The sequence below is a fragment of the Peribacillus sp. P4_D6 genome, assembly GCF_056401795.1.
Map to the genome: position 1 here is coordinate 22,245 of NZ_JBFUIQ010000014.1, position 14,381 is coordinate 36,625.

The 14,381-nt window shown below is 37.4% G+C and carries 13 protein-coding genes; 1 reads left to right on the forward strand and 12 read right to left on the reverse strand.

What is annotated here, in order from left to right; all coding sequences use genetic code 11:
* Nucleotides 1-14: 14 nt before the first annotated feature.
* From AC1DVB_RS07215 to AC1DVB_RS07250, 8 genes are all read right to left on the reverse strand, one after another.
* On the reverse strand, nt 15-608 hold the full coding sequence (locus AC1DVB_RS07215) for a beta-class carbonic anhydrase (RefSeq protein ID WP_264639384.1): 594 nt from the start codon (nt 606-608) through the stop codon (nt 15-17).
* Between the two features lie 339 nt (nt 609-947).
* A complete protein-coding gene (locus tag AC1DVB_RS07220) occupies nt 948-1,682 on the reverse strand; it encodes a PepSY domain-containing protein (RefSeq protein ID WP_454861701.1) in 735 nt (244 codons plus the stop codon).
* 28 nt (nt 1,683-1,710) lie between these two features.
* Nucleotides 1,711-3,054, reverse strand: coding sequence for a sensor histidine kinase (locus tag AC1DVB_RS07225; RefSeq protein ID WP_057277010.1), 1,344 nt, complete (start codon nt 3,052-3,054; stop codon nt 1,711-1,713).
* Nucleotides 3,051-3,752, reverse strand: coding sequence for a response regulator transcription factor (locus AC1DVB_RS07230; protein ID WP_034304119.1), 702 nt, complete (start codon nt 3,750-3,752; stop codon nt 3,051-3,053). The genes AC1DVB_RS07225 and AC1DVB_RS07230 overlap by 4 nt, the downstream gene beginning before the upstream one ends.
* 170 nt (nt 3,753-3,922) lie before the next feature.
* The gene (locus AC1DVB_RS07235) at nt 3,923-4,804 is read right to left on the reverse strand and encodes a PhzF family phenazine biosynthesis protein (protein ID WP_477588747.1); all 882 of its coding nucleotides are present in this window, start codon (nt 4,802-4,804) and stop codon (nt 3,923-3,925) included.
* A 284-nt stretch (nt 4,805-5,088) separates the two neighbouring features.
* Nucleotides 5,089-5,808 (reverse strand): alanyl-tRNA editing protein, encoded by a 720-nt coding sequence (locus AC1DVB_RS07240; protein ID WP_454861703.1) that lies wholly within the window; start codon nt 5,806-5,808, stop codon nt 5,089-5,091.
* Complete coding sequence (locus AC1DVB_RS07245) at nt 5,777-6,853, reverse strand: threonine aldolase family protein (RefSeq protein ID WP_063575236.1); 1,077 nt, start codon at nt 6,851-6,853, stop codon at nt 5,777-5,779. The genes AC1DVB_RS07240 and AC1DVB_RS07245 overlap by 32 nt, the downstream gene beginning before the upstream one ends.
* Nucleotides 6,840-7,298 carry a MarR family winged helix-turn-helix transcriptional regulator gene (locus tag AC1DVB_RS07250; RefSeq protein WP_197483631.1) on the reverse strand — a complete coding sequence of 153 codons (459 nt, stop codon included), beginning with the start codon at nt 7,296-7,298 and terminating at the stop codon, nt 6,840-6,842. Before AC1DVB_RS07250 ends, AC1DVB_RS07245 begins: the two co-directional genes overlap by 14 nt.
* Before the next feature lie 343 nt (nt 7,299-7,641).
* On the opposite strand from AC1DVB_RS07250, the gene AC1DVB_RS07255 reads away from it, so the two are divergent.
* Entirely contained in the window at nt 7,642-7,857 is a 216-nt protein-coding gene (locus AC1DVB_RS07255; RefSeq protein ID WP_054399744.1) for a hypothetical protein, read from the forward strand.
* A 295-nt stretch (nt 7,858-8,152) separates the two neighbouring features.
* Here AC1DVB_RS07255 and AC1DVB_RS07260 read toward each other — a convergent pair whose 3' ends face one another.
* The 4 genes from AC1DVB_RS07260 to AC1DVB_RS07275 form a co-directional block, all read right to left on the reverse strand.
* Nucleotides 8,153-9,448: a hypothetical protein gene (locus tag AC1DVB_RS07260; RefSeq protein WP_095679018.1), complete on the reverse strand. Its 1,296-nt coding sequence runs from the start codon at nt 9,446-9,448 to the stop codon at nt 8,153-8,155.
* Between the two features lie 223 nt (nt 9,449-9,671).
* Nucleotides 9,672-10,991, reverse strand: a complete 1,320-nt coding sequence (gene argH, locus AC1DVB_RS07265; protein WP_239859081.1) for an argininosuccinate lyase — start codon at nt 10,989-10,991, stop codon at nt 9,672-9,674.
* Nucleotides 10,992-11,024: 33 nt separating this feature from the next.
* The gene (locus tag AC1DVB_RS07270) at nt 11,025-12,596 is read right to left on the reverse strand and encodes an APC family permease (protein WP_098863872.1); all 1,572 of its coding nucleotides are present in this window, start codon (nt 12,594-12,596) and stop codon (nt 11,025-11,027) included.
* A gap of 857 nt (nt 12,597-13,453) precedes the next feature.
* Complete coding sequence (locus tag AC1DVB_RS07275) at nt 13,454-14,278, reverse strand: SAM-dependent methyltransferase (RefSeq protein WP_477588751.1); 825 nt, start codon at nt 14,276-14,278, stop codon at nt 13,454-13,456.
* Nucleotides 14,279-14,381 lie beyond the last annotated feature (103 nt).

Sequence of the window (14,381 nt, forward strand, 5' to 3'; positions counted from 1 at the left end):
TATCGCTCCTTCTTTTATTTGATATGCATTTCTTCCTTGCTGACAATATTGCTATATCCATCTATGATTCGATCCAGTTTACCCGTTTCGGGATGGATGACCATACCGTGGACGGCAATGGAATCCGGTAATAATGGATGGTTTTTGATCAAATGGACACTATTCCTTACACTCTCCTCAACGCATTGAAAGCCTGTCAGCCACTTTGATAAATCAATACCAGAGTTTGTAAGGATATCAATTTGCTCCTGGCTGATTTTCTTCTCCTTTGCGGCATCAAGCAGTGAAGAGGATTGAAGCCCCACCATACCGCATCCGTGATGTCCGATCACACACACTTCCTCCACTTTCAGCTCATAAATGGCGACAAGGATACTGCGCATAATGCTGCCAAATGGATGAGAAACAATAGCTCCGGCGTTTTTAATGATTTTCGCATCTCCATTTCTTAACCCCATCGCCTTTGGAAGCAATTCCAACAGCCGGGTATCCATGCACGTTATGATGACGATCTTTTTATCTGGATATTTTGTCGTTTGAAACCTTTCATATTTGTTTTGATCGACAAACGTCTTGTTGTAATCCAGAATGCTAGAAATAACTGACATTACTGATTCTCCTTTCTCTTTGCAAAACTTTGTTAAGGTGTAGAAATATGATGGAATGTTTTATGTACAATAATCCAGATGCCTTTCATCCACTTAACTTCTTTGGCTCTGTTTTATCATTTGGTGCTTTATTCCATGTTAGAGATAGTTAATTAGAGTTAAATGATAGAAGGATTAGAAATTGGTGAGAATTATTACAGTTCCTTCTCTTTTTTTTTGCATTTTCCTTACTCACCAAAGCCAAAAAGGGTGATGCATATTAGACAGCTAATAGCATCACCCTTTTTTTTGCTTTATTCAATTTACGTCTAGATTAGTAAACCCTTATGAGCCACTATTTTATTCAGGGCCATCATTATCGTTCTCTTCGTCATCTTCCCATGTGATTGTTTTTACTTCCTTCGTGTAGCCGTCCACTTGAACGACTGCGTCTCGATCGTCCTCCAATTCAACTTCGACCAAATAATAAGGTGTCTGATCTAGAGGTTGATAAAATTCTGTATCATCACCTGTTCCTTTTACATGTTTTTCGGCAATCGCAATTGCTTCGCTTTCTGTAATGATACTATCTGCCACCAGTGTCGAGTCAATTATAGCTCCTGTATATGGATCGAGTATCAAGGTGATTTTTTCGTTATTCTTATTTACCACCGCTTTATAAAAGGAGTTGTCTTTCTCCTGTACAAAATCAATTTGTTCCAGGTCACCTTGTGAGGAAATACGCGTCTTTATTTCGTTTTGGGTCAGTAGCTTTTGGGGTGCTTTTTCCGTAGTCGCTTCAGCTGTATGACCAATGGTTTCTTTTTTTATAGAACGGACTTCCCCGCTTTTTGCATCCATCCTAATTTGATAGACCCCGGTTTCAAGCTGCATTTCAATCTGATATTCTTCACCTTCACTTTTCGTTGTCTTCATAATGGTTCCAGGAAATTTATCCTTTGCTGTCTGGTTCACTTCTTCTTTCGTCAAACTTTCCGCGGATAATGATGGAGCCCACCATTGAAATCCGACGAATGATAGCAGACCAAAAACGAGAATATATCCGGCTGGTATCAGCACTTTTCTAATCTTCATCGTATCCCCCATCCAACATCATTCTGGCTTAATTAAATAAAAGAGTAACGATCGTTCCCCTGCCTTCGAGACTGTCCATTTCAATCCGCACATCTATTGCATCAGCAATTTCCTTTGCCACGGAAAGCCCCAATCCAGATCCGCCTTGCTTTCTGTTTCTAGCTTTATCCACACGATAAAAACGATCGAACACTTTTGGCAATTCAGCCTTTGGAATTCCATCCCCTCTGTCTTCGATGCGGATATATGCTTCATTACTTGTTTGTCCTATGTAGACGGAGATTAGCTCGTCACTATACTTTCTGGCATTGTCTAAAAAAATAAACAAAAGCTGTTTTAACTTTTGAACATCCGTTACTGCTTCAATTGCATCGCCACTATAAATCTCCACTGTCCGATTGTACGCATTCTTATATACTTTCGCTAACTCTGCCATGATATCGGTCAGATTGACGTTTTCCTTCTCTATATTCCATTTTTCCTGATGCTTTGCAAGCAGGAGCATTTGCTCTGTCATCTCTCTCATTCTAATGGCTTCAGAATGAATGGCTTCTATGGATTCATCAAACAAATCAGGACGCTCCAACCCTTTTCTCTTCAAAAGGCTTGCATAGCTTTCGATGACAGTTAGCGGTGTTTTTAATTCATGTGAAGCATTCGATACGAATTGCTCCTGTTTTTCGAAGTTGGCCTGCAGTAAATCGATCATGTGATTAAACGTTTTTCCCATTTCCACAAGCTCATCCTTTGATTTTTCTTCTAGGCTAAGCCGCTTAAATTGGCCGCTAGTTTGAATTTCCTTCATCGTATCGATCATCGATCGAATCGGACGGGCGATGAAGTTACTAAGAATAGTGCTTGATATCAGAACAGGTATCATGGCAATGATGGTTACAGCGATTAATACGATGCGCAGAACAGCGAGCATTTCTTCGGTTGCTGACATGCTTTTGGTGATTTGAAGATTAACTACACTTCCATCCCCCCAAACGATCGGGTTTGAAACGAATACATACTTTTTCTGCTGATAAGTGATGATCTCGCTCTTCTCACCGGGGTAAAAGCTGCTATTTCGATTGCTTAATTGTTTTTCAGAATTGGATGTAACAGCTGTTCCTTTTCGCTGACCTTCGATTACGATACCAATCATGCCATCTATAGGCAGATAGGCTCGAAGTAAATCATTTGGAGATATATTATTAACATTTTCACTAACATCAAAGGCAATTTTCCCCGTCTCCGCTTTCGCACGATTCATTTCATTCACCATCATCAGATTACTGAAAACAAAATAAATGGAAACATTCATCAAAAGCAGCAGGAAAATGAATAACACCGCAGTATATAAGTTTATTTTCTTGCGAAGTCTCATTTTGCTTCCTTCATGACGTAGCCAACGCCTCTTACGGTATGAATGAGCGGCGTTTCAAAGCCATGTTCGAGCTTTTTGCGAACATATCGGATATACACATCCACCACGTTTGTTTCTCCCTGGAAATCATACCCCCAAACCGCTCCCAGAATTTGATCACGGCTTAGCACCTGACGCTTATTCTTCAGTAAATAAAGAAGTAAATCATACTCCTTTGGCGTTAGTTCAATATGACTATCACCTCTAATGACCTCGCGTGTTTTGACATTCACTTTTAAATCGGCAGTATTTAGCCATCCACCGATTTCAGCTTCCATTGAAGGTGCCGCAGGCCGCATTCTTAAAACCGCACGAATTCGGGCAAGCAATTCCTCAATTTGGAAAGGTTTGGTGATATAGTCATTCGCGCCGAGATCAAGACCGGAAACTTTATCTTCAACCGAGCCTTTTGCCGTTAACAGGATGACAGGAGTGATATTATTCTTCGTTCGAATTTTCCGAAGCAGCTCGATCCCGCTTATACCCGGAAGCATCACATCCAATAAGATCAAATCCCACTTTCTTGATTGATATGCCTCAAGGGCCTCCTTGCCGTCCATTGCCTTTCCGACTTGATAGCCTTCGATTTCAAGCTCCAATTCAAGCAGTCTTAAGATCTTTTCTTCGTCTTCCACGATCAGTACTGATTCTTTATTCATTTGGAAGACCTCCTTTTGTGTGGGACTCTCCCCATTAATTGTCATTCATTTTCAAATTAAATCGATTGGTTTATCGGTAAGTATGCCTGTTCGTTCAATAAGAAAAAGGCTGCCTCAGCAACCTTCCCTGTTTTGAAGTAAAGCATTTGTCAGTTGAAAAGGTCAGGTTATTAAAGAAACCATTCACCTTGAGCAATTTTCACTACTTTACCTCCAACATGAACGTCGATTTCCCCATTATCATCACTTGCTTTTAAAAACAATAAAGAAGGTCTTTCGATTTCGTATCCTTGTTCTACGCGAATGTCTATTTCACTTCTTTCAAAATACCCGTATTTAACTAAGTAAGCAGCTAAACATCCATTAGAACTGCCAGTGGCTGCATCTTCGGGAATACCATAATAGTCCGCAAAGTCGCGAACATTCAAATCATTTTTCGAATCATATGTTTCTGGAGAAAAAACCATAATGGCTTTTGCATCCATATGTTCAATTAACTCAAAATATTTTTCTCTATTTATCTTTACTTTTTTAACGGCTTCCAATGATTTTAATGGGACAACAAGCACTGGAAGTCCCGTCGAAACTTCTTGAATGGGGAATCTATCATCCATGTTTTCTTTATGTATATTTAAAACTTCAGAAATTTTATCTGTATCTAAAATCCGGCCAAAAGTTGGTTGATTTTGTTTCATCCATAGAAGCTCTTCTTGATTATTGAATGATACTGTTATCTGTCCACCTTTAAAGTTTAAAATAATGTTATCCAATGGTGCTTCTAATACTTCGTTTTGAATGATATATGCAGTTCCTATAGTCGGATGTCCAGCAAATGGAACCTCTTCATTAGGTGTAAATATCCGGACATCATAACCGCCATCATTTTTTGAATCAGACAAGATAAAGGTAGTTTCGGAAAAATTAATTTCTTTGGCTATCTGTTGCATTTCTTTATCCGGAATATTCCCAGCGTTTTTAAAAACCGCGAGTTGGTTTCCTGTATATTTTAAATTTGAAAACACATCAACAATAGAATAATTAATCCTCTCCATCAGACTCCCCCTCGTTTACTTTTTAGTTATTTTAACGAATGTCCCAATTATTGCATGTAAATTTTAAAAATTAAAGTCGCTATTTGCCCAGTTAACTCCAAAAAAAAAAGAGCTGCCAGAACAACTCTCATGTTAAAAGCCCTATTTACTTTGTACCTTATTTCAATCTGTTCCTGTCAAAATGATTTTTTTTGGATTTATATTTAGGTTCGATAAACTCCCACCAACTAAAAATAATTGGCGACTTCAAAGGATATGGAGTCCATACTTTTCATTAGCAGAACTTATCCCAAAAATTGAATTTTAATCCTTTTTTTCGTGGGACCTTTTTGTTGAATTTTCATAATGGAAAAGTCTTTAATTTCATTCGTGTTGCTGACGTGGGTTCCGCCACATCCTTGCTCATCAATATCATTTATTTGAACGATTCGAATTTTGTTAAGAGAAGCTGGAAGTAAGTTAATGACCGTTTTAATAACCCCTTCTTTTTGCTCTGCTTCAGCTCTGCTAATTGTTTTCGTGTAAACATTATGGGGTTGTGCCAGTATCTTCTTTATCGATTGTTCCAATTGATCGAATGGTATTTCTTCCATTATGTCAGGAGAAAAAGACAGCTCTAATCTCGCATGTTCTTTTTCAATTTGACTGCTTGTAGCTAAAGCATTGTAATGTTGAAAAAAATAACCTGAAATGACATGCAATAATGTGTGATACTGCATATTCTGATACCGCCAAGTCCAGTCAATCTGCATCTTTGCCGTTTGATTAATGTCCTTTAATGGCCGTTCCAATTCATGAATGATTTCACCATCTACTTTTTTTACTGTTAATATTTTATAAGTTTCATCACCTTGTTTTATGATTCCCCGGTCACAGGGCTGCCCACCGCCGCCTGGATAAAAAATGGTTTGATCGAACACAACAAACCGGTCTTGTATTGAAACAATATTTGCCGAACATTCTTTTAGATAACTATTCTCTAAATATAACTCGATCGTGGCCATTTTTTTCTCCTTTTATTGCCTTGATATCCTCTACGAGCATGTCAACATGTTCTTTTTTCGTAGCCCAACTGGTACAAAATCTCACAGCACTGTGTGTAGCATCGACTTTTTCCCAGAAGGAGAATGAATACTTTTTACCTAATTCCTGCATTACATCTTCCGGCAAGATGGGAAACTGCTGATTTGATGTGGAATCATATCGTAATGAAAATCCATTTTCAACAAATGCTTCCCGAATCATCATTGACATTTCCACGGCATGTTTAGAAATTTCATAGTATAGGCCGTCTTCAAATAAGGTTTCAAACTGGATCCCCAATAGTCTCCCTTTAGCGAGCATTCCTCCCCTTTGCTTGATGAAATAGCGGAAGTCCTTTTTCAGGGCATCATTCATGATGACTGCCGCTTCACCAAACATTGCCCCAACCTTCGTTCCCCCTATATAGAACACATCACATAGCCTTGCAACATCAGCCAAGGTTAAATCGCAGTCCTTCGAAGCCAAGCCATACCCTAATCTGGCGCCATCCAATACCAATGGCAAACTACATTCCCGGCAAACTTCACTTAATGCTTCCAATTCGGCTTTACTATAAGTCGTTCCATTTTCTGTAGGGTTGGAAATGTAAACCAAGCCTGGCTGTACCATATGCTCATGGGTAACATCATTCCAGTGGGCATCATATAATTCTTTCACCTGTTCAGGTTGAATTTTTCCATCATCACTCGGCAAAGTAAGCACTTTATGGCCAGTTGCTTCAATTGCGCCTGTTTCATGTACCGCGATATGCCCGGTGATTGCAGCAATCGCCCCTTGATGCGGCCGCAAAATTGAAGCGATGATAGTTGTATTCGTCTGTGTTCCTCCCACTAAAAAGTGTACATCCGCATTCGCGGCATCACACTCTTTTCGAATGTAAGCTCTCGCTTTTTCACAGTGTTCATCCACTCCATATCCGGGTGTTTGTTCTTCATTGGTTTCTATTAATCGGTTCAGAATTCGCTTATGGGCACCTTCTGTATAATCATTTTCAAAACGTATCATCCTTTAATCTCCCCAAACCATCCAATTTCTTCTGAATGAACATCATAGAAGCATGGATTTCTTTAATTTCATTTTGTGATAATCCTTGGAATAATCTCACTAATTGTTCATCAGATCTTTCATTAAGCTGGTTAAAAAGAGTCATCCCCTCTGGAGTCAACCGAATCAGAATCGTTCTGTTATCCAAGGTCGAGTGTTCCTTCATAACCAGTCCATCTTTTCTTAACTTGTTAATTATTCTGCTCATATAGCTGCGATCAATTTCCAGTTTATCAACTAAGTTGTTTGCTATACACTGCTCCATCAAACCGATTTCCATAATGACCCGTGCCTCAGTGAAAGAATATCCGGTATCCAATATATGCTTATCCAACACACCAAGTATATTTGTATAAAATCGATTGAATTGCCGGATATCAGCCATGGTATTTTTATTTATATTCATGATTCACTTCCTTTTAGTGGACTTTATCCACTAATACTTTATTGTTATTAGTGGACTTTGTCAACGTTTTTTCATAAATCTATCAATCGATACCACTAGTTTGACCCATTTCAAAAAATTCACTTTTAGGTTGATTGTTTCTTTTCGAAGAAGTTACAATACTTTAGTTAGAAACACTTGTGAAATTTTCCACTTAAACTACCCTCCACCCATTGTTGAAGAAGAACATCCTTTGCCCCATAACTTTTATCTATAAAATTAGAGAATATCGAACACGGGATAAGTTAAGGTGCATAAAATAGGATTGTGATATTTATCTATATTTTTGAAAGGATGTAATATTGTGTATCCTTCTTACACTAACCCGCACCATCTCAAACAAGAAACATTGTCACAGGTTGGCCCTTGGGTACAGTATGGTTTAAACGAAGCTCAAAAAACATCTGTCCCACATGCAATGATGGAAATTGCAGCTATTGCCTATCTGATGGGTAAAGGATATGATCCAAGGATGGCGCATCAAATAGTCGAATCATGGGAAGTTAATGAAATGTTTTAACTGCTGTAGCTTTGAAATAAAGATTAATCAAAGTGTCCTCTTTAACCCCCATATTAGCGTAAATAAAAAAATCCATTTTGAAAAAGGATTGTTCAAAATGGATTTTCTTGTGATTCCTTATTCAGTTGCTTACACTGTTTTAAGGTCCACAAAAAAAATCAGGCACCTGTAATGGATGCCTTTAAATAGTCGAGCTATCTAGTGTTTCGTTTACTTCATGGAAGTTTTTAAGATCTAGTTTAATACTGCCAGAAGGGATAAAAGCTGAAAGTCTAAAAACACCCGAAAATGGGTCTTATTTTAAACGATAAATTTTACTCGGTCTTCCTCGAGAAGAATAAGATTCCTCACCAATGATTTCTGCTAAGTTAACTTCACATAAACTTACTACAATGCGCCGTGCATTGCTTTCATCCCAATAGAGATGTGTTGTTAAATCTTTTATTGTAAAATCTTTCAATTTCATTCTGTTGACTAAAGCATACAATTTATTATAATTTTTCACACTTATTTTAGCCTTTTTTAGTTTTTCCATAAAATTCTTGTCATCTATCCGGTAAGAAAAACGTAATTCTTCCTCTTCACCTGCAGACTCAATCATTGTTCCGTCCTCTTGTACAATGACGATGCCCTTGTCTGACTTTTCTTTTGAAAGTTGGATGGCACGTTGAGCGTTTATTTCTGCTGAGTGAAGTGTTTGCCCATATCCAATACCTACAGTTACAGTAGCATTGGATTCATTTGACAACAGAAAAACAGTATCTTTTAAATCTTTTATTTTGGATTCGATTGTACCCCGTGTACTAAAGATAAAGTAGCGGCCGTTTCCCTTCTCAACTAATGACCCCTCCAATTGTTCGCAAAATTTAAGAAGAGTTTCTTTTAATTTTATCTCTAAAAATTGCAGATGATACGAGCTTTTAGCTTTCTCAAATATTTTATCAAAATGTTCAATTTCAATAATTTGAACACCAATTTGGGTATCTCTAAAGTAAAAAGTTCTCGATTTTTCTGCAAGAATTCTTAATGATTGGCGAATTTCCATATCAGTTGTAGATATTCGATAGGTTGGTACACCTGCTTTTTTTAAATTTAGATATACAGCTTCGAAACAAGTTAGTGCACCTTCCGTTTTTCCGGCTTTCCATAAATCAAGATGGAATGCGATTAATTCTTCCGTGCTTGAATCGATATTGAAGTTTTTTATATACATTTCTTTTGGAGTAATATCAATTTGTTTTAACGCCTGCTCTAAATGGGTTGTAGTTATTTCGTCAATACTTACTTTACTCAAAAACTCCTTTTGAAAATATCCCATATGCAAAAGACTTTTATAGATGCCTGATTCAGTATGATCGATATATAATAGGTTTTCCCCTATTCCCACAGTATTTTTTGCAACCATATATGAAATTTGGCCTGAAAAAAACCAGACATCCACATTTTTGTTGAATTCCAAAACTATTTTTTCAGTTTCTCTGAAATCCTCATATGGGTAGGCTTTAAATTCCATGATCGACTCATATTCTTTACCTAAATTAATAATGCGCTCAACTGATGAATTAGGACCAACTACCCCAATTTTATACATATTTTTCTCCTTAGTTCAAAAACATAATTACTTTAATCTTATCTTTAAAATGGAGGAAATTAAAGTTTAATCCTTCTTCTATTGGAAAAACATTTATCACAAGACATTGTATCTCTTGATTTAAAGGGGGAGTTTGATTATATGTTTTAAAAAAAATAAAGAGCTATTAGCATAGATCGTACTTATCTTCTATGCTATAGCTCTTCAATTGGAGAAAATTAGATTATTTTAATAAATTCACCTTAATGCCTTTATTTAATATATTTTGATAATCAATAAAGTCATATAAGTCCCCTTCAATTAATGGATTTAAGCTCATCAATTCTTCCGGAGTCAACTCTTCTATTGATTTATTATGATCTTCACAATAAATGACAATAGAACCAACAATGCTGTGGGCATCTCTGAACGCAACCCCTTTGCTGACTAAATAATCAGCGACTTCTGTTGCATTGAGAAAGCCATATTTTACAGCATTTTTCATATTTTCAGTATTCACCTTCATGGTAGAAATCATATTGGACATAATTTCCAGACAAGACAATACTGTATCCAATGCATCAAAAAATGGTTCTTTATCTTCCTGCATATCTTTATTATAAGCCAATGGTAACCCTTTCATCGTCGTTAAAAGCGAAGTAAGAGAACCATATACTCGTCCTGTTTTCCCCCTTATAAGCTCTGCTGCATCAGGATTTTTCTTTTGAGGCATAATACTACTACCTGTAGAATATGCATCATCAATACTAATAAATTTAAACTCTTGGCTACTCCATAAAATCAGTTCTTCACTTAATCTGCTTAAATGCATCATGATGATCGAAAAACTAGACATTAATTCTAGAAGGTAATCCCTATCACTAACACCATCGAGGAAATTGTTTACAGGTTTTGAAAAACCCAACTCCGCCGCTGTCATTTCTCGGTCTATATTATGAGTCGTCCCTGCCAATGCTCCACACCCCAGTGGACTTTCGTTCATAATTTCGATTGCATTAAGAACTCTTTTTCTGTCCCTATCCAGCATATTAAAGTAGGCCATTAAATGGTGCTTAAGAGTTACTACTTGAGCTCGCTGTAGATGGGTGTATCCTGGCATAATCACATTGTTTGCTTTTGCCTTTTCTTCCAGGTTATTTTGAAGCTCTTCAATATACTCGATCACTTCTAACGCCTTATTTTTTGCGTAAAGCCTGATATCTAAAGCAACTTGATCATTTCGGCTTCTTGCTGTATGGAGTTTTTTTGCTGTTTCACCTATTCGTTCTGTTAGTTTTGTTTCAACAAAACTATGAATATCTTCAAAATCGCCTTCGATCTCTAATGTTCCGCTCTCGATATCTTCCAATATAGAAAGAAGAGACTTTATAATGCTTTCTCCTTCTTCATTGGTAAGCAATTCACATTTCACAAGCATATTCACATGTGCAATACTCCCTTTAATATCTTCAGAATAAAGTCTCATATCAACATGAAGAGAACTATTAAAGTCTTCCATTAATTTATTTTCTTCTTTTCTAAAACGTCCACCCCAAAGCTTCATAACCATTTCTCCTTTTGTAAAATGAAATTGATTTTAAATATCCGTGTTATCCATATCTTGCAATTCTTGGACGTTCCCCTTTTTTCGCATGTACCAAACACCGTTATAAACAGCAAAATAGTAAAAAATGAACCCTATTATTGCCACGATGTAAGACATAAATGGCTCTGGAATAATACCTTTACCACCAAAATTTCCGATTGATGATATCCCAACGAGCATCAGAATATAAATAACAAGATAGATCCCACCTAGGATTTCTACCGATTTATGTTTATTGATAAAATGAGTAATCAAATATCCAACAATTCCAATTGCCAATCCCCAAATTGCAAGTTGAACCCTACTCCAATTTGTCCAATAAATAAGTAGAGTGGCAAATATAAAGGCTAAAGGAGCAATAAAATTCATGCCTGGGATACCGTTGTCTTTTGTCAAACCAACCTTACGAAACACCATTACCGTGACACATGCTGAAGCGTATTTGAAAATACCAATTGCTCCAACAATTGCAACTATCGCAGTCCAACTCTTTAAAGGAAACAAGAAAAGCAACCCGATTAGGAAATTAAGAGTAAGTGCACGTGTTGGAACTCCAAATCTTTTATTAATGGTTCCGAAATAAGAAGGGAGGAATCCACTCTTCGCCATTCCAAAAACATGTCTTGAAGTTCCTGCTGTATAAGCAAGTGCTGATCCAGTTGGGGAAATCATTGCGTCCGCTGTAATGGTCCAAGAAAGCCAAACCATATTCGCCATCAGTGCTAAATTAGCAAATGGCGAGTCAAATTTAATTCCACTCCAACCATTAGCTAGCATTTCCGGCGGTACGGCTCCTATGAAAACGATTTGAAGTAAAACATATAAAATTGCCGAGACTGACAGCGATGTGATAAGAGCAAGTGGAATATTCCGTCTTGGGTTTACCACCTCGCCACTCATCATTACCACATTTCCGAATCCTGTATAGGCAAAAAATATACCACTAGTTAAGATTGCGCTTAATCCTGCGCCATAGCCATTAGGCGCAAACCCATGACTTGTATAATTCTCTTCATGAAAACCTGTCATAAAAAAAGCAATGATGGTTAGGACAGGGACTATAAATTTAATCGTGGTGATAATGGTGTTCGTGACCGCAAATAATTTCACGCCAAAATAGTTCACCACAACAAAAAATACCATTAAAACAGTCGATGCTAGAATTCCTGTTGTCGTTAGTTGCTCCTTAGATATATCATATAGGCCTGGCCAAAACTCGTTAGCGTATTGAATAACTCCCGATGATTCAACGGGTGCAGTGGCGCAGTAGCCAAGCCAAATCGAATAACTAGTCACTGTAGCAAGCAATTTTCCATGGGAATAAAGGGGATAACGACCTAAACCACCTGTTTCTGGTCTGACCCTTGCTAATTCAGCATAAACAAGAGCTATAAGAGTAATGACGAATGCAGCAATAATCCAAGACATAATAGCAGCTGGTCCAGCCATTTTTGCCGTATTCCATGGTCCAAAAAGCCAACTTGATCCAATAATTCCTCCAAGAGATAATGCAGTAAGTGACCAAAAGCCCATTTTCTTTTTCAAATATCGTTCTTGATTCATGAAATTCCCTCTCTCTTAATGGGGTATATTATTATTCGCCAACATAGATAGCTTAGTACTGTGCCTAAAATAATTAACTCCTTTCAAATTTTTACGTTCATTTGAGAAGCTAAATTTACCTAATGGTTACAAAATCCATAAAACAGTAGGACACATTAGCTTAACCCACATAGATTAGCTCAATTGCAAATCTATTTTAAGGTAATAAAAAAGTATTTACCTTAAAATAGATTTTATTTGAATTGTTTCCATTTTGCAATATCATTTTTTGAAAATTCACAATACAAAACTCTAAAGGAGCTCGTTCACTGAGTAAGGCGTGAACAACCCACTACATATGGCCCGTTCCAGGTGCTTTCCGTTGTCCAATTCCAGACTTAAGACCCACTCCAAGGCAAAAATACCCTTTTTTGTCCTCTTCCTATGCTTGTCCCATTTTCGGATGGAAAACTGTTGGCCAGCCCCTATAGGTTAGGGGAAATTTGCTTTATTAATTTCTAAATTTGCTAAGAGTATTTTTCCCTCGTAATGCTGCTACCTCATGCACATAAAGCTAAAATATCAAGTCGACCAAACGAAACCATAAACCATTCCGAAAAAAGTTGAGCTAATTCACTAGAAACTACTTTCTTCGGAGGGTTACACGGCCATTCCCCCCATTATCTAAAACATCGAGTGAGAGACCCACATATCTCATGGAGATCACCCCTCACATGTCTTTCTGAGTCGGTGCTACTACATTCCTTCGTTCAATCTTTCAGGAGGTGGATGTCGGTCATGATGCCCCGTTAGTTTAGTAAGCAAAAAAAGCAACCCATTAGGCTGCCCTGGACCTTGAATTCATTTGAATACAGTTATTACTTTGCACAAACAACGAAGCTATTTAATGATTTCTCCTTACCATTCGAAGTGTTCATCAGTTCATAATAACCAGTAATTAACGTTTGTATCATGTTAGGGACTTTAATAAATTCTGCACGGATACTATTTGCATAATCTTTTTCCCATTGACCGTCCTGCAAAAATGTTGCATCGACTGTAAGTTGTTTTATCACTTTAAAATTTGCTTGCTGGAGCAGCTGGAGAATTTGAGTTTTATGAAATAAGTTTTGGATATTTCCTTCACTCTTTACGAAGTTTGAATGCAGTGCAAGAATGGAAACTGCACAAAAGTGGGAACGTTGAGAAAGGCAGGTGAAGTCGAGGTCCCATTCTGCAAAACATAATTGTTTTGCCAATCCGCGAATCTTTTTAAAGTATTTCAATAAATCCTCTGGTTGCTTGAAATACCATGAACAATGGGATAATACAGCTACATCAAATGGGATGGGTGATTCAAAAAAATCAAAGTCCATTTCAAAATGGAAGTCAATCCGTTCTCCTAATGAAGATTTCTTTATGCGTCCTGTTGCTTGACCTAATGTTAACGGTGCTCCGTAATCGGGACTGGCAATATCTATTGCGACAACAGATCCGCTTTCACCTACTGCATCTGCTATTGCCACGGTTGTATCCCCTTGACCACAACCTATTTCCAATACACGCATTCCTTTTTGGATCCCAAATGCCGCCACTAATTCCAAACGGTGCTGCAACTGCACTTGTTGTATCAAATCATCTTCAAATAATTGATATTCCGCTAAAAAGGATCTTGTTTTTTCGTTTAGTTGAAATGACTTCAAGTATCATTCACCCCACATTTAGTGTGTATTGGTTCATCAACAAAGAAAAAGGCTGCCTAAGCAACCTCCTTCATTGAAATTACCCTTCATTTTGCAAAACCAA

Excerpts from the sequence above, each read along its gene's own strand:
- AC1DVB_RS07220 (WP_454861701.1), bottom strand. The coding sequence starts at position 1,682 with ATGAAGATTAGAAAAGTGCTGATACCAGCCGGATATATTCTCGTTTTT.
- AC1DVB_RS07240 (WP_454861703.1), bottom strand. The coding sequence starts at position 5,808 with ATGGCCACGATCGAGTTATATTTAGAGAATAGTTATCTAAAAGAATGT.
- AC1DVB_RS07215 (WP_264639384.1), bottom strand. The coding sequence starts at position 608 with ATGTCAGTTATTTCTAGCATTCTGGATTACAACAAGACGTTTGTCGAT.
- AC1DVB_RS07245 (WP_063575236.1), bottom strand. The coding sequence starts at position 6,853 with ATGATACGTTTTGAAAATGATTATACAGAAGGTGCCCATAAGCGAATT.
- AC1DVB_RS07235 (WP_477588747.1), bottom strand. The coding sequence starts at position 4,804 with ATGGAGAGGATTAATTATTCTATTGTTGATGTGTTTTCAAATTTAAAA.
- argH (WP_239859081.1), bottom strand. The coding sequence starts at position 10,991 with ATGAAGCTTTGGGGTGGACGTTTTAGAAAAGAAGAAAATAAATTAATG.
- AC1DVB_RS07270 (WP_098863872.1), bottom strand. The coding sequence starts at position 12,596 with ATGAATCAAGAACGATATTTGAAAAAGAAAATGGGCTTTTGGTCACTT.
- AC1DVB_RS07230 (WP_034304119.1), bottom strand. The coding sequence starts at position 3,752 with ATGAATAAAGAATCAGTACTGATCGTGGAAGACGAAGAAAAGATCTTA.
- AC1DVB_RS07250 (WP_197483631.1), bottom strand. The coding sequence starts at position 7,298 with ATGAATATAAATAAAAATACCATGGCTGATATCCGGCAATTCAATCGA.
- AC1DVB_RS07260 (WP_095679018.1), bottom strand. The coding sequence starts at position 9,448 with ATGTATAAAATTGGGGTAGTTGGTCCTAATTCATCAGTTGAGCGCATT.
- AC1DVB_RS07225 (WP_057277010.1), bottom strand. The coding sequence starts at position 3,054 with ATGAGACTTCGCAAGAAAATAAACTTATATACTGCGGTGTTATTCATT.